The sequence below is a fragment of the Hymenobacter glacieicola genome (genome assembly GCF_014640315.1).
GTDB classification, from domain to species: Bacteria; Bacteroidota; Bacteroidia; order Cytophagales; family Hymenobacteraceae; genus Hymenobacter; species Hymenobacter glacieicola.
Genome location: NZ_BMGS01000006.1, coordinates 209,767 through 235,148, shown reverse-complemented (window position 1 = coordinate 235,148; position 25,382 = coordinate 209,767). Strand labels below are relative to the sequence as shown.

Below are 25,382 nucleotides of genomic sequence, written 5' to 3'. Positions count from 1 at the left end.
CAAGGGCCCGGCCTGCGTTTTTCGCTTTGTTTTAGCCCCAAGGCACTAGCCTGCCTGCTTTTCTTTCGTCTCCTTTCCTTATTCTATGCCAACACGTTTACTACGCACCTGTTTCCTGCTGTTAATCTGGCTTACGGTGGGGGCGCTGCCCGCCGCGGCTACCCACTTGCTGGGCGGCGAAATGAACTATAAATATCTGGATGCTAACGGACCAACTACTGCCCCCTTCCGGTACCAGGTTACGGTGTTGGTGTACTTGAACAAGGAGTCAGGCTCGGTGGCGCCCGACGGCCGCCTCAGCGTCGACATCAGCTTCTACAATAAGTCGCAGAACGGGGCGCGCATCATGACCGTTACTGTGCCGCGCACCAGCTTCGTGGAGATTACCCCGCCTTCGCCGGGTACCTGTACCCTGCCCAATAGCCGGCCGCCCCGCGTCACGCTGGCTAAATACGTGACGGTAGTAAACCTACCGAACTCGTTTGAAGGCTATTATGCCGTGTACACCGATGCCTCGCGCAACGTGGACGTAACCAACCTGCTAAACCCGGGGGGCACGAACATGACGCTCTACGCCGACATTGCGCCACCCCTGCTGCCCAACACTTCCCCGGTTTTTTCCGATACGGCAGTGGCCGTTATTTGCCAGGGCGACACCAGCCTTATTCTTAACAACGCCTACGACGCCGATGGCGACCGGCTGACGTACACGTTCGGGACGCCCTACCAGGGTAGCCCGCCCTTCGGCAACTTTACCCCGCCACCCCTACCCGTAGATTACGCTTCGGGGTACAGCCAAACCCAGCCGTTTGGTCCGGGTGCGGGTAGTTTCGCCTCCCTGAACGCCAGCACCGGCCTGAGCCGGTACGCAACCCGCATTCAGGGCAAGTTTGTGGTGGCCGTGGACGTAAAAGAGTACCGAACCGTAAACGGGCGCGAAGTACTGGTGGGCACTACCCGGCGCGATATTCAGCTGGTTTCCAGGGTGTGCCAGCCCAACCAGGCCCCCGTGTTTAGTTCGCCCTCCGTATCCATCCGCGACTATACCATTGAGGAGGGCCAGACCGTAAGCTTCAACATTGTAGCCTCGGATCCCGAAAACCAATCGTTGGTGATGCGGGTGAACAGCGTGCTACTCGATGGCAACGGGCCTTTCAACGCCAGCCTCAACAACAACCAGGGCACGCTCCCCAGCGGTACCCCCATTGGGGGAGCCTCCGTGAGCGGAACCAGCCCCGTAACCGGCGCCTTCCGGTTTGCCTCGCGTTGCGGCGATGCCCGCGCTACCCCCTACGACGTGGTCGTAACCGTGTCGGATAACAGCTGTAGCAGCAAGAGCATTGCCGAGATTTTCCGCATTACCGTGACGCGCGCCAGTGGCCCCAACCGCATTGCCGGCGACTCCGTGGTGTGCGACCGGGGCCAGGCCCGCACGTACACCGCTCAGGGCCCCGTTACCGGGGCCTACCGTTGGGTAGTGCGCGGCGGCACCATTCAGGGCTCCGCGACGGGCCGCACCGTTCAGGTGCTGTGGGGCACGGCCGCGGCGGGCTCCCTACGGGTACAGGGCCTGTCGGTGCTGAGCTGCCCTACTGATTCGGCGTTTAAGGCGGTGGATTTGCGCGCCGCGGGCAACCTGACGGCCAGCCCCAACGTGAGCATTTGCCTGGGTGGCTCGACTACCCTGACGGCCAGCGGGGGCCAGACCTATACTTGGACTGGGGGCGGACAGACCTATACCGGCGCCAGCATCACGGTTAGCCCCACTCAAACGACGACCTACACCGTGCAAAGCACCGATGGCACGTGCACCTTCTCACGGCAAGTGACCATAACGGTGACGGCCACGGCCGTGGCCAACGCCGGGTCCAACCAAGCTACCTGCTCCGGGGCGCCGGTTACGCTGGGCACGGCGGCCCTGGCTGGCTACACCTACGAGTGGAGCCCCGCCACCGGGCTAAGCAGTGCCACGGTAGCCCAACCCACTCTCACCCTGTCCAACACGACGGGAGCCGCGCAGACCTTTACATATACGCTGCGGGCCACTACTGCCAACGGCTGCTTTGCCACCAGCACGGTGCAGGTGGTCGTGAATCCGGTGGCCGTAGCTGACGCCGGCCCCAACCGCACTACCTGCTCGGGAGTGCCGGTTACGCTGGGTTCGGCCGCTCTGGCCGGCTCTACCTACCAGTGGAGTCCCGCTACGGGCCTGAGCAGCGCTACTGCGGCTCAGCCCGTGCTTACACCAACCAACACGACCGGAGCCGCCCAGACGCTTTCCTACCTGGTTACGGTAACAACGGCCGCCGGCTGCACGGCCACCAGCACTGTGCAGGTGACGGTAAACCCCGCCGCCGTGGCTGAGGCCGGACCCGACCGGGCCGTGTGCTCGGCGGAAGCTACTACCCTTGGGGGCGCCCCCGTAGCGGGCACTACCTACGCGTGGAGCCCGGCCACGGGCCTGAGCAGCACGACGGCCGCTCAGCCCACGTTCAGCTTGCCCAACACCAGCTCAGCCCCTCAGGTATACACTTACACGCTCACGGCCACCACGGCTCAGGGCTGCACGGCGACCAGCACGGTGCGCGTAACAGTGAATCCGGCGGCGGTAGCCAATGCGGGCCCCGACCGGGCCGTGTGCTCCAGCGAGCCGACCACCTTGGGCAGCGCGCCCGTGGTTGGGACGACCTACCAATGGAGCCCGGCCACGGGCCTGAATAGCAGCACGGCCGCCCAGCCGGTGTTCAGCCTGGCCAATACGGGCACTACCCCGCAAGAGTACACTTTCACGCTTACCGCCACCACGGCTAACGGCTGCGTAGCCACCAGCACCGTGCGGGTAACGGTAAACCCGGCCGCCGTAGCTACGGCTGGCCCCGACCGTGCCTTGTGCTCCGGGGAAACCACGACTCTGGGCGCCGCAGCCGTAGTGGGCACTACGTATCAGTGGAGCCCGGCTACGGGCCTGAGCAGCGCCACCGCCGCCCAGCCCGTTTTCAGCCTGACGAACACCACGGCCGCCCCGCAGCTCTACACATTTACCCTCACGGCCACCACGGCCAACGGCTGCGTGGCTACGAGCACCGTGCGGGTAACGGTAAACCCCGCGGCGGTGGCGGCGGCCGGCCCCGATGCTACCCTCTGCGATGGCCAGCAAGTTACGCTGGGCACGGCGGCGCTGCCGGGTTACTCCTACCAGTGGAGCCCGGCTACGGGCCTGAGCGGGGCCGCCACGGCCCGGCCCGTGCTGACGGCGGTAAACCGCACGGCCGCGCCCCTGACCCTGACCTACACCCTCACGGCCACCACGGCTCAGAACTGCACCGCTACCTCCACCGTGCGCGTGACCATCAACCCGCGCCCGGCAGCCGACAGCATTCAGGGCAGCGTTTCGGTGTGCCCCACGGTGCAGGGCGTGGCTTACAGCATCCGGAATCCGCGCGGCACGGCGTACCAGTGGCGGGTGCAGGGCGGGACCGTGGCCAGTGGCCAGGGCACCAGCGCCATTACCGTTAACTGGGGCGCGGCCTCCTCCACGGCCAGCGTGCAGGCCTTCCAGCTCAACGCCTTCGGCTGCTCCTCCGATACGGTGGTGCTGCCCGTGCGCGTCAACCAGCAGCTGGCCACGGCCCGGCCCACGGGTCCGGTGCAAGTCTGCCAGACGGGCGGGCCCTTCACGTATCAGACGCAGTTTACCAACGGCTCGGTGTACGCCTGGCAGGTTGTGGGCGGCACCCAGGTATCGACTTCGCAGGCCAGCATTCAAGTGAACTTCACCCGGCCTGGCCTGGCCAAGCTGGTCGTGACGGAATCCAGCAATCCGGCCGGTGGCATTTGCCGGGGCGTGAGCGACACGCTTTACGTGAACGTGCTGCCCGGTCCGGCCACCAACCTCGCCATCACTGGCCCGAGCCGGGTGTGCGCCGGTACCACTTCGCTAAGCTTTACGCTGCCGGGCGCTACTACCTCTACCTACGCTTTCACGCTGAATGGTACTACCCTGACGGGCACCGGTAACACAGTTTCGCTGCCTGCTCCGGCCGCCAGCGCCACGCCTTACACGCTCACCATTCGGGAAACCAACGCCAACGGATGCGTAGGGCAGGTGTACACCAAAGCCTTTGAAGTAGTGGCACCGCTGGCTATTGCCGGTCCGGCCAGCTACTGCCCCGAGGCCCGCACGGGGCTGGCCTATTCCGTGGCCAGCTTCCCGGGCGGCCAATACCAGTGGACGGTTACCGGAGCTACCCTCGTGAGCGGGCAGGGCACCAGCGCGGTGCGGCTTGACGTGCCAGCGGGCAGCGGCAACGTGACGCTAAGCGTTACGGAAACGACCAGCCAGAGCTGCGCGGCCATCCTCACCATCCGGCCCGACAACGCCACGGTAAGCCTGGCTACGGCTTCCGTGGATGCCGCGGCTCAGGACCGCAGCGTAACCCTGGCGCTGGCCGTTCCTAATAATACCGGCAATACAAACCAAGTGCGCATTATGCGCCGCGACGCCGGTAGCACCGCCGCCTTCACGGCCGTGGGCACGGCGGCCAACACGGCCACCTCCTTCACGGATAAAACCGCCGATGCTGATGCCAAGGCCTACGAGTATCGGGTAGACCTGACCAATGCCTGCGGAACGCTGCTGAGCAGCTCCCAGCACACCACCATCCTGACCAAAGCCACCGCCGCCGAAGCAACCGATACCCGCCAGCAGGGCACGGTGCAGGTTAGCTGGACGGCCTACCAGGGCTTTACGGTGCAGGAGTACCGGATAAGCCGCGTGGCCGATAACGGCACGGCCGAGCAGATAGCCGTGGTCAGCGGCGCCACGCTCACGTACGCGCTGCCTTCCAGCCGGTCGGGCTTCAGCCAGTGCTTCCGGGTGCAGGCCATCAGCACCGATGCCGTAGCTCGCACGGCCAGCTCCAATGATGCCTGCGTCACGTTCGAAAACAAGCTGGGCTTCTATAATATTATTACGCCCAACGCCGACGGCAAAAACGACGTGCTGGTTATTGACAACGTGCAGCTTTACCCCAGCAACACGTTTTCGGTGTACAACCGCTACGGTAAGCAGGTGTACGAAACCCGCAACTACCGCAACACCTTCGGGGGCGAAGGCTGCGGCAACGGGGTGTACTACTACCTCTTCAAGCTCGACAATGGTACCAGCTACAAGGGCTGGTTTGAAATTGCTCGCTAACCAGCCATACCCTACTGAAAAGCGCCGTCCGGAAAAATCCGGACGGCGCTTTTTTTTACCCTGACTACGGCTCTATCTTCCTGCTAACCATAGGCTTGCGGTAGCTATTGGCGCTACTGGCCCTGTCCCACGTTCTGTTTACCTAAGTCCGCTGCTAGTGGTACGGGGCAACGCCTGCGCCAGAACCTTCACTGCGAGTTTGGTCCGGTAGTTTCCATACCCGTTCCTTCCCCATCCAGGCCGTGAAGTAGCCCGTTTAGCAACCCGCCATGCCCAGCAAAGCGAGAATTCCGGAGCAATTATCCGTCGGCAGATCAGCAGGCTACTCTTGTTCGAAAGCACATGCCTGCGACCTTTCATGGGCTTACGAATTGGGGTTGACTGCCTGGTGAACCCACGAAATCCGGGGAATCCTCAACATCCGTCTGAATCCCTGATTACCTTTGCCCTTGTGAGGAAATCAGTAAAAAACATTCCGGCGGAACTGCTCCGCGAGGTCGAAATCACCGACATGGTAGCCGAGGGCAAGTGCCTGGTGCGCCGCGAGAATCTGGTCATTTTTGTAACCCAGGTAGCGCCCGGCGACGTGGTAGACCTGCGGGTGACCAAGGCCAAGAAGAACTTTCTGGAAGCCGTGCCCACGCACTTCCACAAGTACTCCGACCTGCGCGTAACGCCGTTCTGTGAGCATTTTGGTACCTGCGGGGGCTGCAAGTGGCAGCACCTGGCCTACGAAACCCAACTCAAGTTCAAGCACCAGCAGGTGGCCGATACCTTGCAGCGCATTGGCAAGGTAGCCCTGCCGGAAATCCTGCCCATTCAGCCCTCCCCCGACCAGACGTACTACCGCAACAAGCTGGAATACACCTTTAGCCACAACGGCTGGCTAACCAACGAGCAAATCAACAGCGGCCACGACTACGAGCGGCGCGTGCTGGGCTTCCACACGCCGGCCCGCTTCGATAAGATTCTGGACGTGAACCACTGCTGGCTGCAGCCTGACCCCAGCAACCAGATTCGCCTGGCCATCCGCGACTACGCCCTGGAGCACGACCTGCCTTTCAACAACCTGGTAACGCAGGAAGGCTTCCTACGCAACCTTATTATCCGGACGGCCAACAGCGGCGACCTGATGGTGATTCTGCAGTGCTACTACGCCCACGACGCGCTGCTGCCCCTCCTGGATTACATTCAGGACCGGTTTCCGCAGATTACGTCCTTGAACTACGTGCTCAACGACAAGGGCAACGAAACCTTCCACGACCTGGAGGTGGTGTGCTACAAGGGAGAACCGTTCATTCACGAGGAAATGGAAGGGTTGCGGTTCCGGGTGGGGCCGAAATCCTTCTACCAGACCAACTCGGAAGGCGCCTACAACCTCTACAAAATCACCCGCGAGTTTGCCCAGCTCACCGGCTCGGAGCTGGTGTACGACCTTTACACCGGGGCCGGCACCATTGCTAACTTCGTAGCCCGCCAGGCCCGGCACGTGGTGGGTGTGGAGTACGTGGAGTCGGCGGTGAAGGACGCCTACCTCAACTCTGAAATCAACGGCACGACTAACACCGAGTTCTACGCCGGCGACATGAAGGACGTGCTCAACGCCGAGTTCATTGCCAAGCACGGCCGCCCCGACGTCGTCATCACCGACCCGCCCCGCGCCGGCATGCACCCCGACGTAGTGGCCCGCCTGCTGGAAATGCGCGCCCCCCGCATCGTGTACGTCAGCTGCAACCCCGGCACCCAGGCCCGCGACCTAGAACTGCTCGATGAAGCCTACAAAGTGGTGAAAGTGCAGCCCGTGGATATGTTCCCCCACACCCACCATGTGGAGAATGTGGTGCTGCTGGAGTTGCGGTAATAGTGCTGTTTGGTAATCAATCCAGAGGTTGTGCAGAGCTATAGCCTTGCCTCGTTTACTGCTCTTGTTGTTGGCTGGGCAGCTATGCAACTCACTGCGTTTGCACTTATGCTCGTCGATAGCCAGACAAGCCTATTTTCGGATACACGAGGAGCATTATTACTTGCTACAGTTACTTGGTTCACCAGCTTAGCTTGCAACGTTATCTGCATCCAGTTACCAAGAAAATACATCAAGCTATTAGCCTTGAGGATAAACACTATTTCATTTGGATTTTTGATGGGCCTTTACGGCTTGGCAATGTTCACCCTCTCTTTCTCTTCTATTATTTTCAGAGAGGCTTCTGTATCCGCTACCACAGTTACCCAGGTACTGATGATACTGTCTGCTATTAATGGGTTTGCCTTTGGAATATCATTTCACTTGCTGTGGAAACCTACCCAAACTGAATAACGACACATGGACTACACCAACGACCCCGAACTGAACGGCAAGTACCTCGGTACCATCACCAAGGACTTTGCTACTGTGGCTGATACGCTGAGCGAGGCTTCCTCCCAGATCCGCAAGCGGGATATTTCCAAATATCCCATCTTCGTGTTTGCCCGCCAGGAGGTACCGCTGGGCGGCCTGCTCATCAACGCCGACGAAGCAAACCTGGAGTGGCACGTTTTCGCCAGCTACCTGGAGCTGTTCGTGCAGCAGGGTATTGTGGGGCAAGAGGGCATTGAGGCCTTCCAGCAAACCTACCGCGACGCCGACGAGTACTGCTGCCTGTTTGTGCTGGATGAGGAGTTCACCAACTTCGTGTACATCCCCTACCCCGAGGATTAATCGAAACCTTTGTCATGGCGAGGGCACCGACGCCATCCGTCCTTCACGCAGTGCTACCCCCTGACAAGTAACAAGCCCTTGACGCATGGTAGCGTCAAGGGCTTGTTACTTGTCAGGGGGTAGCACTGCGTGAAGGACGGATGGCGTCGCGCTGCTCGTCACAGCACGTTTTCTACTCGAAGTGCTGGAAGCCCTGGGCCCGGAGCGGAACAGGCTGGCCGGCTTTGGTAATAAGGTTGGTGCCTTCGCTCTTGTCGACCATGTGGCCGATGATGGTAATGTCGGGGTGGTTTTTGAGCTTGTCGTGGGCCGAGAGCGGCACGGTGAACAGCAGCTCGTAGTCCTCGCCGCCGTTGAGCATGCACATGATGGGGTCGAGGTTGAACTCCTCGGCTACCTCCAGGGTAGGGTTGGCAATGGGCAGGTTCTCGGTGAAGATGCGGGCCCCAGTGCCGCTGGCCTGGCACAGGTGCAGCACTTCGGAAGCCAGCCCGTCCGATACGTCAATCATGCTGGTGGGCGTCACGCCCAGGTCGCGCAGCTCGTGGATTACGTCCATGCGGGCCTCGGGGCGGAGCTGGCGCTGAAGCACGTAGGGGTATTTTTCCAGCTCCGGTTGGGTTTCGGGGTCGGCCTGCCAGGCCTGCTTTTCGCGCTCCAGCACTTGCAAACCCAGGAAAGCTCCACCCAGGTCGCCGGTTACGCAGATCAGGTCGTTGGGACCGGCTCCGCTGCGGCGCACGGCCTGGCCGGCCGCTACCTGCCCCAGGGCCGTGATACCAATGGTCAGGCCCGAGCGGCTGGCGGTGGTGTCGCCGCCTACCAGGTCCACGTTGTAGGCCTCGCAGGCCAGGCGCATGCCCTGGTACAGTTCGTCAATGGCTTCCACCGAAAAGCGGGAGGGCACGCTCAGCGCCACTACCAATTGCGTTGGCAGGGCATTCATGGCGGCAATATCCGACACGTTCACGGCCACGGCTTTGTAGCCCAGGTGCTTGAGCGGGCAGAACGTGAGGTCGAAGTGGACGCCTTCGACCAGCAAATCGGTGCTGACAACGACCTCTTGCCCGGCGGGCGGGGCCAGAATAGCGGCGTCGTCGCCGATGCCCAGGATGGTGCTGGGCTGAGTAAGCTGAATGTTTTCCTGAATCCGGCGGATCAAACCGAACTCGCCAACTTTATCGAGGGGCGTCATAGAGGCAATAAGGGTAGACAAGGAGAAGCCTGACGCGGCTACCCCGGCGGGGTGGCGTCAGCTGGGCGCAAAGGTACGCCGCCGGATGGTAGTACGAACACGCCCGATGCGGTGTTGGGGCCGGCCGCGCCGGGTGGCGAGGCGCGCGGGTGTAAGGACCTGGCGGCGTTTTTGCGGTTGCTGCTGGCGCCTGGCAGAGCCTGCACTGGCTATAATTTCCGGCAGTTGTGCTTGCTTGGTGAGCGTTTTTTGGGAAATATTCGTTGGCCTACTGCTAGTCCCTTTTGTTCTTCTATGAAGCGTCTTACGTCCTTATTTCTGGCCCTGGCCACCCTCACTACCATTAGCTGCAACCGCACCCCCAAAAGCATTGACCCCGCTTCGGCCCAGGCCGTGAAAGTGCAGCTCGACATCCTGCAGGATTCCGTGGACTCGCGTTGGAGCGAAATGGTAGCCTCCGATGACGCCAAGCTGCGCGACACCAGCCAGTTGCTGCGGGAACTAAGCACCCAGCCCGGCGTCGACCGCACGCAGCTGGCCCAACTGCAGTACGCCAACGACCGGCTGGTGCGCCGCCGCTACGACCAGCAGACCATGGCCGAATCGGCGCGGATTGATGCCTACGACGCGGCCCAGGACTCCCTGCTGCGGGTGGTGTACGCCGTGGCCCTGCCCGCCGACCGGGAGCCCGCCGCGCCCGTCAAAACCCTCACCGACCAGATTCAGTCGGCCGATGCGGATTTGGTGAGCTTCCGCGTCCGCTACGACCAGGCCGCGAGCCGCTTCAACAATTACTTACAGGTACACACGGCCGAGCTGGAGCAGCTAGGCGGCAAGTATCTCAAGCTCAAGCCCCTACCCCTGTTCACCTTGCAGAACTAGACGGTAGCGGCGAACCTCACGCCGTATGTCATTCCGAGTGGAGCGAGGAACCTGGGTTAGCCTTTGAAGCTCGACCCAGATTCCTCGCTCCACTCGGAATGACATACGGCAGCCTACGATTTTTTAGCTACCGCCGCGCAATCTAAGCGTGGCGTGCTGAGTACAGTAGTAACAACTGGAAGCAAGCGCGTAGACTGCCTACGCAAACAGGGGCCGCCGAAGTGTTTCGGCGGCCCCTGTTTGCGTAGGTACAGACTCTTACTTAGAGCTTGGCCATTTCGTCGCGCACGAAATCGGCGAGGGTGCGCAGGTACTCCGTGCTGAAATCAAAACGGATACCGGCCGCGGCGTAGATTTCGCCAATAGGGGCGGTGTAGCCCAGGGCCAAAGCGCGCTGATAGCCCTGCAGAGCAGCCGCGGGATTCTGGCGGAAGTTGCGCCATACGGCAATGGCTCCAAGCTGAGCCATGGCGTACTCAATGTAGTAGAACGGCACCTCGTACAGGTGCAGCTGCTTTTGCCAGAGGTAGGGCTTGGCGTGCTCCAGCCCCTGCCAGCTTACGGTCCGCTGGTTGAACTCATCGAAGATGCGCGTCCAGTGCTGGTGGCGCTCGGCCAGCGTGTGGCTTGGGTTTTCGTATACCCAGTGCTGAAATTTATCAATGGTGGCTACCCAGGGGAAGGTTTCCAGCACGCTTTCGAGGTGGGTTTTCTTGGCCCGGCGCAGCTCATCCTCATCCGAGAAAAACACGTTCCAGTGGTCCATGCTGATCAGTTCCATGCTCATGGAAGCCAGCTCGGCCACTTCGGATGGTGGGTGTTTGTCGGCTCCGAGGGGTAGGCGGCGGGTCAGGAAGCTATGCACGGCGTGGCCGCCCTCGTGCAGCATAGTTACCACGTCGCGCAGGGAGGAGGTGGCGTTCATGAAAATGAACGGCACGCCGGTTTCGTCCAGGGGGTAGTTGTAGCCGCCCGGGGCCTTGCCCTTGCGGGATTCCAGGTCGAGGTTGCCCATGTCGCGCATGGTGCGCAGGCACTGACCCAGGAAGAGGTCAAGGCGGTCGAACACCGTGACGGTTTTCTCCAGCAATTCCTCCCCCGTCTCAAACGGCCGCAGCGGCGCCTTGCCCGACACGTCCACGTCCAGGTCCCAGGGGCGCAACTCGGGCAGGGCCAAATCCTGGCGCCGCTCCAAGTCCAGGTCATCAATCAGGGGCACCACGGTTTCGCGGATGGCCTGATGGAAGTTAAAGGTATCCTGGGGGGTGTAGTCGAAACGACCCAGGGCCGCAAACATGTAGTCGCGGAAGTTGGGAAAGCCCGCGTTGCGCGCTACTTGGTCGCGTAGCTGAATAAGCTCGGTATAGAGCACGTCCAGGGGTTGCGCATCTTGCAGGCGGCGCTCCTGAATGGCGCGCCAAGCCTGCTCCCGTACGGTGCGGTCGGGGCTTTTAAGGCGGTCAGCAGCCCGGGGCAGGGTCAGTTCTTCGCCATCCAGCGTCACCGTCATGGCGCCGGCAATGGCCGCGTACTGCTGCTGCTTGGTGCTGATTTCGGTTTTGAGCGGAATGTTCTCGGCCCGGTAGATTTCCAGGGCCTGCCGCACCGAGCGCACAAAAACCCGGTAGCGGGCCGGGTCCAGCTCGTCCAGGAACGGGGAGGCCATCATCTTCTCGTTCAGGGCGTGGTCGTAGGGCGCCACGTTGGGTTCTATTTCGCTCACGAAATACTGGAACGCTTCCGCCTGGGCCTGGTCCTGGGTGTCGCAGGTCATGCGGATGTAGCGCCAGGCCAAATCCTCGCTCAGTACCGCTTCCAGCTCCGAGCGGTTCAGCAGCCACTGCTCCAGCTCCTGGGCCGAGGGAATGGCCCGGTCGCGCAGTTCAATGAAGAAGGGTTCAATGGCTTCCCAATCCGTAACGGTAAACGACTCAGGAAGATAATGCCGGGGCGGCCGCTGGGTTTCAGTTGCCAGCTCGGCCGCGGGAGCGGAGTATGTCATAATTGAATCAGAAAGAAGAAGCGGACCGCAGTAGTAGCAGGAGAAGGTACTACTAGAAACGGGCTTCGCAAGTTTGAACAATGTAGCAACATAATGTTGCTTGCTCACAGAACAGTTCTACCGCTTTCAGTTTGTTAGGTAGTTACTTAGCCCCGGGCACGCAGCGCGGCCGCGCTCAGCGGGTAACCTATGCGGTACGCGCCGCCGGGGTAAGCTCGAGAATATAGATTTATTTTTCCCGAGCGCACAACTGGCAGCAAGTGGTTAGTCAATTTCGATTACTACGTCGCTGGTGAGCGGATGGCCTACGCAGGTCAGCACGTAGCCCTGCTTTATTTCCGCATCCGATAAGCCTTCCCGCTCATCCAGGTGCACCTTGCCCGAGAGACACTTTCCCCGGCAGGCGGTGCACAGCCCCGCCTGGCAGGAATAAGGCAAATCAATGTCCTGGTCGAGGGCAGCCTCCAGAATAGTTTGGCTGGGCGCCACCGGGAACTGGTATTCCGACCCTTCGTAGTTGATGGTGACAGTATACGAACCGGGCTTGTCATCGGGCGCCGTCGACACGTCGCCGTGGCCGCTGGGCTGGGCGGCGGCCGTTTCGGAAGCATCGGCCGCGGCCACAAAACTCTCGCGGCGGATGCGGCTGGCCGGCACCCCGAGCAGCTCCAGCGCCGCCTGGGCCTCCACCATCAGCCCATCGGGGCCGCAGAGGAAATACTCGGCCTGGGCCGCCGGGAACTGGTGCCGCTGCTCCAGAATGCGCAGCAGCATGGTGCGGTTAAGGCGGCCGGTGTGCCGGTGCCCGCTTGTGGGGTTTTTGGGTTGGCTGTACACGTATTCCACTTGGAAGCGGCTGGCGTACTGCTGCTCTAGCTGGCGCAGTTGGTTGGCAAAAATCACCGCTTCTTCGTTGCGGTTGCCATATACCAGCAGCACGTGGCTCTGGGGTTCCTCGCGCAGCACTGCCTTGAGCATGCTCATCAGGGGCGTGATACCCGAGCCAGCCCCTACCAGCACAATGGAGCGGGCCGACTTAGGCTGGGGCACCAGCGTGAAGTTGCCGAGCGGGGCCATTACTTCCAGCTGCTGCCCCACGCGCACGGTATCGAGCAGGTAGTTGCTGACTAGGCCCCCGGCTACGCGCTTCACCGTGACGGCCAGGCGCGGCGCTTCCGCGGGGGTACTGCTCAGGGAATAAGCCCGGCGCTCCTTTTTGCCGCCGGGGCCACAGGGTAAAATCAACGTCAGAAACTGGCCGGGCTGGCAGGCAACTGCCTGACGGTCGGGACGTTCGAAGTGAATGGTAACGGCATCGGGCGTTTCCTGGGTTAGCTCAACAACCGTAAGCGTTAGGTAGGCACTGCTCATGGAGGGGGACTTGGGACTGAAAGTCTGGGCTGAATAAAGGGCGAAAATACGGGATAATGTGGCGTACGCCGTAGCTTGCGCCGCGTTGATGCTACGTACAAAATCTTGCGGCTACCTGGGGCAGCGGCTTCGTACCACGTACTACCCGCCCAGGCAGCCTAAAGTTTAGCGCGCAGCTGTTGGTCGTCCTTCCACCTGATTTTTCCCTTGGCACCCGGCCCGGCGGGGTGCTACTCTCTGACTTTCTTTCCCATGCTTGCTTCCCTGCTCGAACGTCATCAGCACGAATTCGGCCCGGTTCTGCCCGTAGACCTGAGCGCCCCCGATGTAGCCCGCCTCGATTTCACGGCTGCCAATCCGCTGCTCCAGCACGCCGACCTGCGCGATACGCCCGCGTTTGAGGAACTGGTGGCACGGCTGCTGGCGGCTCAAAACGCGCACATTGGGGTAGGCGGCTACCTGGAAAACCGGGTTATCTACCGCCGCAGCCCCGGTCTGTTCGGCGACCCGGCCGTTCCCGCCCGCTCCCTGCATCTGGGCGTAGATGTGTGGTTGCGCGCCGGTACGCCCGTGCTAGCCCCCCTGGATGCAGTGGTGCACAGCGTGCAGGACAACGACAACTTCGGCGACTACGGCCCCACTGTCATTCTGCAACACCAGCTCGAAAGCACCACCTTTTACACTCTCTACGGTCACCTTACCCGCCGCGAAACCCTGCTCCTGCGTCCCGGCATGCGTATTGAAAAAGGCGACACCTTTACGGAGGTAGGCCCCGCCCCCGAAAATGGCGACTGGCCGCCTCACTTGCACTTCCAAGTCATTGCCGACCTAGAAGGCCGTTCCGGCGACTTTCCAGGGGTAGGATTAGTGGAGGAACGGGAGAAATGGGCTGCCCTCTGCCCCGATCCTAACCTGATTTTGCAGAGCCAGTGGCTGTAATCGGTTGCTCTGGTAAGGTTTGTAAAAAACCTTAACCCAAGCCCTATAGAATAAAAGCCCGTCATCCGGAGTTTAGCGTAGTAAGGTCCTACGCTAAACTCCGGATGACGGGCTTTTTAGTTTTTACTGATTCTCAGGCTGCTACCCCTGCCTTTCCCCCTTGCCTTTCCGGCAAAAATATGGTAAGGCTTAGTCGAACTTGATGGCGACTACCGGCTTGATGCGCGAAATCAGGTAAGTCGGAATCAGGACGGCCAGCAAGGACGTCAGGAAGGTAGCGGCGTTGAGCACCACAATCATGAAGGGGTCCCAGTGAATCGGCACCCGGTCCATGTAGTAGTTCTCAGGGTCCAGCGGAATGGGATGGAAGAAGTACTGAATGGCGCAGAAGCCCAGCCCGATCAGGTTGCCGTAGAACATCCCCCGCACCGTCAGGCTCAGGCCCCGGAAAAAGAACATGCTGCGGATTTGGTTGTCAGTAGCGCCGATGGCCTTGAGCACCCCAATCATGTTGGTGCGCTCCAGAATCATGATGAAAATGGTGGCTACCATGTTGAACGTAGCCACGAAAATAATCAGCACCAGAAAGATAACCACGTTGCGGTTCAGCAGCTTCAGCCAGTCAAAGAGCTGGGCGTACTGGTCCGTGATTTTGTCCAGCTTCAGGTCGTAGCGCAGGTTTTCGTAGAGGTTGTCGGCTACGGGGTCCAGGCGGTTAAAGTCTTTGAGCGTAATTTCCAGCCCGCCCACCAGCGAGTCGGGCCAGCTGGTCAGGTCGCGCACCTGCTGAATATCCCCGATGACGTAGGCTTCGTCGAACTCATCAAGGCCAGTCTGGTAAATGCCGCGCACCGTGAACTGGCGCACCCGGGGCGGGTTCTGGATGAAGTAGAACAGAGCCTTGTCGCCGGGCTTGAGGCGGAGCTTGTCGGCCACTTTGCGCGAGAGCAGCACGTCGTTGCTGGCGGCCGTATCCGAGAACGTGAGGAACTTACCACTCACCAGGTTCTGGCGCATGGGCGAGCGGCCACTTTTCTCATCAATGCCTTTCAGCACGACGCCCAGCACTTCCTCCTTGGTTTTGATGATGGCCGTTTTGCGGGCAAAGGGCTGAATGGATGACACCTGCGGGTTATGCTGCAGTTGCTTTACCAGCCGCGGCCCCCCAATGGGCTCTACCTCCAGGGAATTGTTGGTATCGTACTTGCTGATTTGCAAGTGGGAGCCGAAGGAAAAGATCTTGTTCTGGATTTCGTTGCGGAAGCCCTCCAGAATAGCAAACGACACCACCATCACGGCCAAGCCCATGGCAATGCTGATGATGGCTATCTTTGTCACCGACGAGGTAAATGAACCTGCATCGGCCCCATCGATCTTATTAGATATATACTGCGAGACGTTCACCGGCGTAAAGCTAGACGAATCCCGGCAGTTTTCCACTTTCCCGCCCCGCCTATGCCTTCCATCCTGTCTGCGAGCCTCCTAGGCCTTTCGCTTTTCCTCTCCGACTGTGCCCGCGCGCCCCAATCGGCCTCGGCCGCCGGGCCACAGACACCTGATACCAGCACTGCCCCGTTGCAGCAAACGCTGGCCTCGCCGCCCCAGGTGATACTGCCGGCCGCTGAACCCCTGCGCACGGGAGCCGAGCAGTTCAACCGGTACTTGCCCCGGCTGAAGGGCAAGCGGGTAGGCGTGGTCGTAAACCAGTCGGCTAAGGTAGGCGGGGCATTTTTAGTGGATACGCTGCTGGCCCAGGGCGTAAACGTGCGGGTGATTTTCGGGCCGGAGCACGGCTTCCGGGGCGAGGCCGCCGACGGCGCCACCATCAAGGATGGCAAAGATGCCCGGAGCGGCTTGCCTGCCCGGAGCTTGTACGGGGCCACCAAAAAGCCGACCCCGGAAATGCTGCGCGACATAGATGTGCTGATTTTCGACATTCAGGATGTGGGCACGCGCTTCTATACGTTTATAAGCACCATGCACTACGTAATGGAAGCGGCGGCGGAGCAAAACAAAGAGGTGATTATTCTGGACCGCCCCAACCCCAACGGCTGGTACGTGGATGGCCCCGTGCTGGAGCCCGAGTTTAAAACCTTCGTGGGCATGCACCCCATTCCCATTGTGCACGGCCTAACGGTGGGGGAGCTAGCTCAAATGATTAACGGAGAAAAGTGGCTGGAGGGCAAACGCCAGTGCCGCCTGACGGTGGTTCCCATGCAGGGCTACACCCACGACACCCGTTACGAGTTGCCGGTGCGCCCCTCTCCCAACCTGCCCACTGCCCACTCCGTGGCGCTTTACGCCAGCCTGTGCCTGTTTGAAGGAACCGACGTAAGCGTGGGCCGGGGCACGGCTACGCCCTTTGAGGTCATTGGCGCCCCCACCCAGCCCAAAACCCGCCCATTTAGCTTCACCCCTACCCCCAACCCCGGCTCCACTTCCCCGCCCCAGAACGGCAAGCTTTGCTACGGCCTGGATTTACGCCAAACTGGCAACGACGTAGGCTTCACGCTGAAATACGTGCTCGATTTTTACCAGCAGAGCACTGATAAGGCTAACTTTTTTAACAAAGGCTTCGAGCGCTTGGCGGGCACGGCTACCCTGCGCCAGCAAATCATAGCCGGCAAAACCGAGCAGGAAATTCGCCAGTCCTGGGAGCCGAAGCTGGGCCAGTATAAAGTGCTGCGCAAAAAGTATCTGCTCTACCCTGATTTTAAATAGGAAGCCGGTTACCCACTGAGTCCATCAGATCGAAAAACCATTTGCCCCTGCCAAAAACGCCGGGCCCACAATACGCGGGTGGCTTTCGGCAGGGGCAAGCGGTTTTTTCAGGTACAGGATGCCAGGATTTCTACCTTTGCCGCTATGACTTTACTGGCTGCATCAACTCCCCTCCGCCTTATTTTTATGGGCACGCCCGAATTTGCGGTGCCTACACTGGAAGCCTTGCTGGCCTGGTCCGGCGGCCAGGTAGTAGCCGTGGTAACGGCCCCCGACAAGCCCGCCGGCCGGGGACGGCAGCTGCAGGAGTCGGCCGTAAAGCAGGCCGCTGCGCGCCACCAAGTGCCCGTGCTGCAGCCTTCCAACCTGAAGGCCCCCGAGTTTCAGCAGGAACTGCAGAGTTACGCCGCCGATTTGCAGGTAGTCGTGGCCTTTCGCATGCTGCCCGAAGCCGTCTGGAACATGCCGCGGCTGGGCTCTATCAACATCCACGCCTCCTTGCTGCCCCAGTACCGCGGGGCCGCGCCCATCAACTGGGCCCTCATACACGGCGATACGCGCACGGGCGTGACCAGCTTCTTTCTGCGCCACGAAATCGACACTGGTAACCTGATATACCAGGATGCCGTGGACATTGCCCCCGAAGATGATTTCGGCACCTTGTATGAAAAGTTGAAGGTTGCCGGCGCTCAGTTGGCGTTGCGCTCCGTGCAGGCCATTGCGGCGGGTACGGCGCCTAGCATACCGCAGCCCGAGCTGCCCGAGTTGCAGCCGGCGCCCAAGCTCCAAAAGGAAACTGGCCGCCTGGATTTTCAGCAGTCGGCGCCGGCCCTGGCTAACCTGGTGCGGGGCCTTTCCCCCATTCCGACGGCTTTTACCCAACTACCGGATGGCCGCACGCTCAAGGTGTTCAAGGCCCAGCCCCTCGACGATGAGGAAGCCAGCGGCCCCGACGCCTCCACCCCCGGCCGCTGGTTTACCGACGGCCGCAGCTACTTGCGCGTGCAAACCGCCAACGGCCTGCTGGATTTGTTGGACGTGCAGCTGGAAGGCAAAAAGCGGATGCCCGTGGCCGAATTTCTGCGGGGCTTCAATGTGGCCGCGCTTGCAGCCTAACCGCCTCGCCCTTCCGCGGCTTCCCATTGCCGATAAGGCAACTTATCCCAACCTCAATGTACTTAGCAACTTAGGCCGGCGTGCGCCTCGGTAGCCTGCTGGCCTTTACTCTACTCTTATGACTGCACTCGTGGTAGCTGTTGCCGAAAACGGCGTTATCGGGGGAGAAAACCGGCTGCTTTGGCACCTGCCCCTGGACTTAAAGCACTTCAAGCAGCTCACCCAGGGTCACCCCATCGTCATGGGTCGGCGCACGTTTGAGAGCATCGGCCGCCCCCTGCCCAACCGCACCAACCTAGTAGTAACGCGCCAGACTGACTGGCAGGCGGAAGGCTGCCAAACGGCGTATGGCGTGCTGCAAGCCCTGGAAGCGGCCCGCGCCCTGGATGAGGAAGTGTTCGTTATTGGGGGCGGGGAAATATACCGGCAGGCCTTACCCGCAGCCGACGTAGTGTATTTGACCGAAGTGCATCATTCGTTTGCGGGCGACGTGACTTTCCCGGAACTGAACCCCGCGGACTGGCGCGAGGAGTCCCGGGAGCGGCATGAGCCCGACGACAAACACGCCTACGCCTTTAGCTTCGTGACCCTGCGGCGCCGGTAGCGGGTAGTGATTTGGTGTTTTAGTGAGCTTGACAGCCTGGTACCAGGCGCAAATTCTTCCGGTACCGGAGACAACAAAAAGCCCCGATAGTATTCCTGTCGGGGCTTTTTGCGTGGGGAGTTGCGGCCTTTGAAAGCACAACAACTCACTATTTCACCATCTCTCCATTTCACACCGCTAACGAAGCAGCACCAGCTTGCCCCAGCCTTTCTTGAAGGCCTTGTCGGCGCTGGTTTGCCGCTGCTTGAACTGGCCTTCGGGGTCGTCCAGGACTACCCGGTAGAGGTAGGTGCCGTTGGCCAGTCGGTCGCCGTAGTCGTCGGTGCCGTCCCAGGCGTACTCCGATACGTTGTTACCAATGCGCAGCGGCCCCAGGTCGGCCATCATGATTTCCTTGACTACCCGGCCCGTCAGGCTTACAATTTGAATCTTCATATTGCGCGGCACGGCGCTACCCGTGAGCGTGAACACAAACTTCGTTTTGCTGATTACGGGGTTCGGATACGGGAAAACGTTGGTGATGCTCGTGTTGCTGATTACCTCAAACGTGATGCGGTAGGGCTCCGAAGCAGCCAGGTTGCCCGAGCCGTCGCGGCCCTGCACTTCCAGCGTGTATACCCCATCGGGCAGGGGCGTAGTTTTACCGGGCTGGTACTCCAGCCGAGCCGTCCCCTGGGCCGAATCAGCCACGAAGGTGATGCCCGCCGCGTTCAAGTCTACCGGCACGGAGGCCGTGGCGTTGGGGCGGGTCAGCGTCACGATAAAGGCCGAGCGGTCCTTCATGGGGCGCAGCCGGTCCGCGTCGCGCAGCTGAATGCTGATGATGGGCTGGGTCGAGACGATGTCGCCGTTCAGCAGGTGGCGGCCGTCGAAGGCCACATCCAGCACCGGCGGCGTGTCCCGGTTTTCTACCTCGAAAGTGGGCAGCGGCAGCTCGTTGTTAAAGTAGTACTGCTCAGGCTGGCGACGGGGGTTCAGGACCACTTGCCCGCTGAGCGTACCCGTCAGGCCCACGATGTTGAGCTTCACTTCGTAGGTGCGCTGGGAGTGTGCCAGCAGCGGGTTGCCCCGGAACACCACGTTTTTCTGCACAAGGTGGTTGGCGTTGTCGCGCACCAGAATATGAGCCACCAGCGGATCGGTGAAATCGAAGTCGGCTACGTTCTGGAAGCTGACCGGAATGGTTAGCGTGCCGGTGCGAGCCTGTTGGGCCAACGTAGCGGCATCGTAGGCAGTTGGCGTGGAGGCCAGAACGGCATCCCGCCGAACTACACCCTCAGGAATTCCCTGGTACGTTACCAGCCACTGCTCCAGCTGCGGAGCCGGACCAGTACCAGTTTGGCGCAATACCGCTTGCAACTGTAGGTAAGGATACTTCTGGGCCGAAATGCCGGTCAGGGCTAGCGTGCGGCTGGTAATGTTGGGGTTAAGTACCGTTACTGCTCCCAGCGAGTCAACGCCCAGCAGCCGGAGCGTGTAGTTGCTGCCAGCACTGGTCCGGATGGTGTGGAACACGGACTGCCACTCCCGGGCCGGGCCTATGCGGGTGGAAGTAATGGTGGCTTCCTGCGTACCGGCGTTGAAACTCCATTGCCCACCGGGCACGGCTACCTCAATCCCACTACGCTCGTCGCGGCGGAACTGGCCGGGGTGGCTCTGCGACCAGCCGCCGTTGCGGCCGTTAATTACGCGGAAGGAACTCACCACCCAGTCCGGGCTTTCGTCGCCCTGGGGAGCGTGCAGGCGCAGGCGCCAGTACCACACCACACTGTCGCGGCCGGCGAAGCTGGGGAGCGTTTCGCTCCACTCGGGCACCATCACGGCCGCCACGCGCTTAGTTTTCAGTTGAGTGCTGTTAAACGTCTGCACCGTATCCAGCTCCATGTCGTACTCGCGGCTCGTCAGGGTTGGTACGCTGCTCTGGCCCACCAGTCGCACCGACCGGCTGCCTACAATCCCAAACTCGGGTGGGCTCAGCGTCGTGACACCACCCGTCAGGAAAGTATAGGTAAGCGTGCCCTGGTTGTTGGTCTCATCCGACTCATCAATTTTATTGGCGGGGTCGATTTCTACCAGGAACGTGTTCAGCCCGGCAATGCTCCCCGCGGTAGGGTTGGTGATGCTGAGCGTGTAGGTGGTGTCGCGGCGGGCTTGGCGCAGGTTCTCGAATAGCAGCACCTCGTTGGCCCGGCCGTTGCCGTAGCTCCGGGTTACCCGAATATCGAGCGTACCGATGGCGCTGCGGCCGGGGTTACTGACCGTCACCTTCAAGTCAAAGCGGGCCGCCGTAATCGGGATGATGCTCGGCGAAACCTGCAGCTGGCTGTTGGCGGTCTGGAAGTCGGGCTTCAAGGGCGAGAACAGCTTCAGGGCCGGATCGCCCTGCCACACGGTATTCATCAGGCCGGCAATGCTGGAGGGGCTGCCGTTGGTTTGCAGGCGCCGCACGGTTTCTTGCTGCACCTCCGCCACGGGCTTGCCATACCACGCTGGGTCCGAGAAGAGCAGCTTCACAATTTCCGTGTGCAGGGCGTCTAGGTCCGGGTCAAAGCCCAGGTCCGACTCACTCAAAAAGCCGACGACTCCTTTGTTCTCGGCCAACATGTAGTCTTCACCGAAAGAGCCGTAGGAAGTAAAGGCGTTGCCCGCCGAGCAGCCGCTGATGTACCACACCGGGTACTTACCCTGGTTGGCAAAGCCATTGGCCGCATCGTTGATCTTAGCAATTTGCCAGGCCAGGGTGTTCGGCCCCCCGTGGCCGAAGTAGGAGATAAACGACAGGCCCGCGTTAAAGTCGGCAGCCAAGTTCAGGGGCGGGGTGGCTCCGGGAATGTTGCCCGGGTAATCGGCCCGGCGGTAGGTTTTGACCACGTTGCCGGCAAACGGCGGGCGCCGCACGTAGGTACCGTACTTGTTGAGGTAGTTTTCAAAGACCACGGCCTCGGTAGCATTGGTGCTACCCACCATGTGCAGCACGTTGCGCCGCCAAGGGGCGTAGCCCAGGGCCTCGTGCTCCTTGAGCTTGTTGAGGTAATTGAGCACATGCTGGGGCGTCTGGGCGGCAATGCGCCCGGTGCTCATGCGTGGGCGGTAGTCGCCATTCTGCCAGTCAGCCGTGAAAAAGATATCCGAGATGCCGCGAGTACTGGCGGGAACCAGGTTACGCACCACGGCGGAGCTGCCGGTAAAGCCCAGGCAGTCGCGGTAGTTTTCGGGGTCCCGGCGGAAGGAAACGCCACAGAACTCGCTTACCCCAATGCCTTTGCCCAGCAGCAGCAACGATTTGGCGCGGGAGCTGCCGGCCAGCATCCACTGGGCAAACTGCCGCACAGCCAGCGAGGACCGCTCGCCGTAGTGAAACTGGTCGTACAGTAATTCCGAGGTCACCACCAGGGTATCCCAGCCGGTGCTGGCCCGGTAGTTGGCGTAGGCACGCACGGGGTTCGCCGTGGTGCTGGCCTGGTGCATGAGTACCCGGCTGGTTACAATCAGGAAGTTGTGCGCGGCCGGCGAAATCGTGCGGAAGTACACGCGCTGGGCGGGCCGGGGCACTAGGGCCCGGCTGGCATCAGCCAGCAGGAGTTGGCGGGTCCGGGCGGTGGTAGCATCGGCGAATACAAAGCCGCGCTGATTGGCAGTAGCACCCGCCTGACCTTCTACCCGCTGCACGGAGTACGGGTCGGTTACGTCGTAGCCGCGCACGGTGGCCGGAATGGAGTCAAGCAGGTAGTACGCCGGCCCGCCGGTGAGGGTAGAGTCGTTGGCAAAAAACAGCTGGGTCTGGCGCTGGGGCCAGCGGCTGTTTTGGGCGTAAGTCAGGCGGGCGTAGGCCACCCGGGCCCGGTCGCCGCGCACGCTGTTGGACGTGTTGCCCAGCAATTGGGTTAACTGCAGCTGCACCCGGCCGTTGGCACTGCGGTCAGAGGCCAGCAACTCGTACGAGGCCCGAGCGTAATCAAAGTTGGCGTAGTTAAGCGTACCCAGTACGCGGGCCGTGCCGTTGGCTCCTACCACGCTAACCTGGGTGCGATGCTGGCCCATGGTTTTGCCCACCACCTGCAGCGTTACCCGCGGCACGGGCCCACTGCTGGCCACGGCCCACACTGAGTCGAAGGTTACGGCGAAGGGCTGAGTGGCGAATTCGTCGCTCAGGAAATTCTCCCCCCGCTCCGACCAGGAGTTGTAGACGTTAGTTTCGTCGTTGATGGTGTTGTAGGAGTTCGAGAACACGCGCAGAGGCTGCCGCACCCGCCGGGCGTGCGGCGTGGCCGTGGCAGCCGGGTTGGTTTGCGCCATGCGCCGGCCCTGGGCTGTATTCGACCAGGTAATAAAGTAAGCAGCGGTGTCGGTGAACAGGCTATAGTAAGGCTGGGGGTTGTCGTCGGCGTTTTTGAACATGCCCCGGTCGAGGGTGCCGTCGTTTTTCTGGCCGAAGAACTCAATGAACGTGGTCTGATCGAGCACCGATTGGTTGCCGCCCACGTGCACTGCTACCTCCCTACCCCGGCGCCATACCTGCAGGCGCTGCGGACTTACGCCCGTAATGCCGGCCTGCTGCAGGTACTGGTAATCGAGGCGGTACAGCCCGTCGCGGGCTACTTTCACTTTGTAGTACTGCTGGCCGGGTACAATCCACTCGTTGCCATAAGGCCCGGATTGGGCGCGGGCTCCCGCTGCGCTAAGCACCAGAAGCAGGAACAAGAGCCACCATTGTTGCTGGTAAGCTTGTTTCATATGCAAGACAATTAGTATTTCTACGTAATCAGATAGGTTTCCGGGAGGCTATATGCCAGGCTACCGCCGCCGGGAATACTGCTTATTTAATGCCGTAGCCCAGCGAAACGATAATGGAGGTAGGCTGCGACTGTTGCCCCAGCTTCTCGACCGCCAGGCGCGAGAGGGCCATATCCAGGCGCAGGCCGCTCAGGGCCAGTCCCACGCCCAGGCTGGGCTGCATCTTCCACTCTTCCTGACCGGTAAAGGACTGGATCTGTTGAATGTTGCCCACGCCGCCACGCAGATACACCAGTTGCTTGTAGCCCAGCTCCAGGCCGGCCCGCGGATCCAGGCTCACTACTTTCGACGAAACGAGCGTATTGCGCTGCCCATCCGTGGTCAGCTCCAGATCCACGGCAGCCGTGGCGGTAAACTCGCTTGGTAGCTTTACCGTGCGCCCAACGCCGAGCACAAACGTGGGCAGGGTAATTTCGGTGCTGTTTTTCGGAATGGCGTCCGTTTCAACGGCGTAGCCTTCGTACTCCTCCGAGTTAATCGACCACGCATTGTAGGTAGTAGTAATGTCGCGGGCCATGAGGGCCAGGCGCCAGTTGTTGCGCTGGTACTGGGCGCCGGCATCCAGGCCAAACCCGATGGCGTTGGCAAAGCTGCCGATGTTGCGGTACACTACCTTGGCATTGGCCCCCACCTGCAGACCTTCCACGCTCCCGATTTTGCGGGCGTACGACAGCAGCACGGCGTAGTCGGCCACGGAAAAGTAGCGGATGTTGTCGTAGTTGATGTAGCCGTATTCGTTGACCAGCGCCCGGGTATCGGCAATGTCATCCACGCCCAACCGGATAAAGCTGGCCCCAATGGCACTTTTATCGTCGAGGGCCATGGAAAAGGCAGCGTAGTCGTTCTTTACAATGCCCGAAAACAGCTCGGAGTGCATAAGCACGGCATCGTACTTGGTTTTCTGGCTGGCCAGCCCGGCGGGGTTCCAGTAACCAGCCGTGGCATCATCGGCCAGACTGACCTGCACTTTGCCCATGCCCAGGGCCCGGCCTCCAACCCCAATGTTCAAAAATTCATTGCTGTATTTGGGCGTTTTGGTTTGGGCCAGAGCCGGGGCCAAGGCCCCCACGCTCAACCCAATGCCCAGCACCAGCGAAGTACAACGGAAGAAGTGCGGCATAGAGAAGTAAACCAGATAGTATCGAACAAAAGGGTAACGCGGCAGCAACGCAAGATACTCATTAATAGTGCGAGCTGGATTGTACTTCTCGGTTAACACTGATTTTCAGCAGGTAAACCTGCTGCCCGCATCCCTCCAGACCTATCCAAGGGCCTATTGCGGCGCCTTCCCTACCCTTACCGGGACAAAACAACCTCGGCCGGCTGCTTGCGCGGGGTAGTCAACCCCTTTTTATCTGGTCAGATTTCGCCGTCGAAAGGCAACTAAAATTATTTTTACCTAGTACCTTGTGTTACATAGTACCTTTACATATCTTTGACTCATTCTTCACCGATATCTGCCTCAGCCCATGAAAGTCGAGAACACCCAAGTGCAGATGCGGAAGGGCATCCTGGAGTTCTGCATCCTGGAAATCATTGCCCGCGGGGAGGTTTATGCGTCTGACATGCTCGAAGAGCTTACTTCCGCCCGCATGATTGTGGTGGAAGGCACGCTCTACCCGCTACTGACGCGCCTCAAAAACGCGGGCCTGCTGGACTACACCTGGAAAGAATCCACCAGTGGCCCTCCCCGCAAGTATTACACCCTCACCCAAGCCGGCCAGGAGTTTCTGCACCAGCTGCGCCTGACCTGGGAAGAAGTCCAGGACTCTATCCGCATCATTCGCCAGAAGCCCCACGCCAATGGCAGCGCCCTGCCTGCGGAACCGCTGCGTTAACCAGCCCGCCCGCTCACCTTCCAGTTAT

The 25,382-nt window shown here is 60.8% G+C and carries 16 protein-coding genes; 10 read left to right on the top strand and 6 right to left on the bottom strand.

Annotated features, from left to right (window positions below; all coding sequences use genetic code 11):
• The first annotated feature begins 85 nt into the window (after positions 1 to 85).
• The 4 genes from IEW18_RS13035 (at position 86) to IEW18_RS13020 (ending at position 7,892) form a co-directional block, all read left to right on the top strand.
• Positions 86 to 5,197 carry a PKD-like domain-containing protein gene (locus IEW18_RS13035; protein WP_188558300.1) on the top strand — a complete coding sequence of 1,704 codons (5,112 nt, stop codon included), beginning with the start codon at positions 86 to 88 and terminating at the stop codon, positions 5,195 to 5,197.
• 451 nt (positions 5,198 to 5,648) lie between these two features.
• Positions 5,649 to 7,058, top strand: a complete 1,410-nt coding sequence (gene rlmD / locus IEW18_RS13030; RefSeq protein ID WP_188558299.1) for a 23S rRNA (uracil(1939)-C(5))-methyltransferase RlmD — start codon at positions 5,649 to 5,651, stop codon at positions 7,056 to 7,058.
• Between the two features lie 30 nt (positions 7,059 to 7,088).
• Positions 7,089 to 7,511 (top strand): hypothetical protein, encoded by a 423-nt coding sequence (locus tag IEW18_RS13025; RefSeq protein WP_229728728.1) that lies wholly within the window; start codon positions 7,089 to 7,091, stop codon positions 7,509 to 7,511.
• Between the two features lie 6 nt (positions 7,512 to 7,517).
• Positions 7,518 to 7,892, top strand: coding sequence for a hypothetical protein (locus IEW18_RS13020; protein ID WP_188558297.1), 375 nt, complete (start codon positions 7,518 to 7,520; stop codon positions 7,890 to 7,892).
• Positions 7,893 to 8,064: 172 nt separating this feature from the next.
• On the opposite strand, the gene thiL is transcribed toward IEW18_RS13020, so the two are convergent.
• Entirely contained in the window at positions 8,065 to 9,087 is a 1,023-nt protein-coding gene (thiL, locus tag IEW18_RS13015) for a thiamine-phosphate kinase (protein WP_188558296.1), read from the bottom strand.
• A gap of 294 nt (positions 9,088 to 9,381) precedes the next feature.
• On the opposite strand from thiL, the gene IEW18_RS13010 reads away from it, so the two are divergent.
• On the top strand, positions 9,382 to 9,969 hold the full coding sequence (locus tag IEW18_RS13010) for a hypothetical protein (RefSeq protein ID WP_188558295.1): 588 nt from the start codon (positions 9,382 to 9,384) through the stop codon (positions 9,967 to 9,969).
• 262 nt (positions 9,970 to 10,231) lie between these two features.
• Here IEW18_RS13010 and IEW18_RS13005 read toward each other — a convergent pair whose 3' ends face one another.
• Positions 10,232 to 11,971, bottom strand: coding sequence for a M3 family oligoendopeptidase (locus IEW18_RS13005; RefSeq protein WP_188558294.1), 1,740 nt, complete (start codon positions 11,969 to 11,971; stop codon positions 10,232 to 10,234).
• A gap of 264 nt (positions 11,972 to 12,235) precedes the next feature.
• Positions 12,236 to 13,342: a ferredoxin--NADP reductase gene (locus IEW18_RS13000; protein ID WP_188558293.1), complete on the bottom strand. Its 1,107-nt coding sequence runs from the start codon at positions 13,340 to 13,342 to the stop codon at positions 12,236 to 12,238.
• A 252-nt stretch (positions 13,343 to 13,594) separates the two neighbouring features.
• On the opposite strand from IEW18_RS13000, the gene IEW18_RS12995 reads away from it, so the two are divergent.
• A complete protein-coding gene (locus IEW18_RS12995; protein WP_188558292.1) occupies positions 13,595 to 14,281 on the top strand; it encodes a peptidoglycan DD-metalloendopeptidase family protein in 687 nt (228 codons plus the stop codon).
• A 189-nt stretch (positions 14,282 to 14,470) separates the two neighbouring features.
• Here the strand turns inward: IEW18_RS12995 and IEW18_RS12990 are convergent, their stop codons facing one another.
• Positions 14,471 to 15,619 (bottom strand): ABC transporter permease, encoded by a 1,149-nt coding sequence (locus IEW18_RS12990; RefSeq protein ID WP_229728726.1) that lies wholly within the window; start codon positions 15,617 to 15,619, stop codon positions 14,471 to 14,473.
• Between the two features lie 117 nt (positions 15,620 to 15,736).
• Between IEW18_RS12990 and IEW18_RS12985 the strand changes: the two genes are divergently transcribed.
• The 3 genes from IEW18_RS12985 to IEW18_RS12975 all read left to right on the top strand — a co-directional run bounded on the left by IEW18_RS12985 (position 15,737) and on the right by IEW18_RS12975 (position 18,722).
• A complete protein-coding gene (locus IEW18_RS12985) occupies positions 15,737 to 17,002 on the top strand; it encodes an exo-beta-N-acetylmuramidase NamZ family protein (protein WP_188558290.1) in 1,266 nt (421 codons plus the stop codon).
• A 144-nt stretch (positions 17,003 to 17,146) separates the two neighbouring features.
• Positions 17,147 to 18,118, top strand: coding sequence for a methionyl-tRNA formyltransferase (gene fmt / locus IEW18_RS12980; protein ID WP_188558289.1), 972 nt, complete (start codon positions 17,147 to 17,149; stop codon positions 18,116 to 18,118).
• A gap of 118 nt (positions 18,119 to 18,236) precedes the next feature.
• A complete protein-coding gene (locus tag IEW18_RS12975; protein ID WP_188558288.1) occupies positions 18,237 to 18,722 on the top strand; it encodes a dihydrofolate reductase in 486 nt (161 codons plus the stop codon).
• A 177-nt stretch (positions 18,723 to 18,899) separates the two neighbouring features.
• Here the strand turns inward: IEW18_RS12975 and porU2 are convergent, their stop codons facing one another.
• The gene (gene porU2, locus IEW18_RS12970; RefSeq protein WP_188558287.1) at positions 18,900 to 23,456 is read right to left on the bottom strand and encodes a putative type IX secretion system sortase PorU2; all 4,557 of its coding nucleotides are present in this window, start codon (positions 23,454 to 23,456) and stop codon (positions 18,900 to 18,902) included.
• 82 nt (positions 23,457 to 23,538) lie between these two features.
• Positions 23,539 to 24,636, bottom strand: coding sequence for a putative type IX sorting system protein PorV2 (locus IEW18_RS12965; RefSeq protein ID WP_188558286.1), 1,098 nt, complete (start codon positions 24,634 to 24,636; stop codon positions 23,539 to 23,541).
• Between the two features lie 349 nt (positions 24,637 to 24,985).
• On the opposite strand from IEW18_RS12965, the gene IEW18_RS12960 reads away from it, so the two are divergent.
• Entirely contained in the window at positions 24,986 to 25,354 is a 369-nt protein-coding gene (locus IEW18_RS12960) for a PadR family transcriptional regulator (protein ID WP_188558285.1), read from the top strand.
• The last annotated feature ends 28 nt before the right edge of the window (positions 25,355 to 25,382 follow it).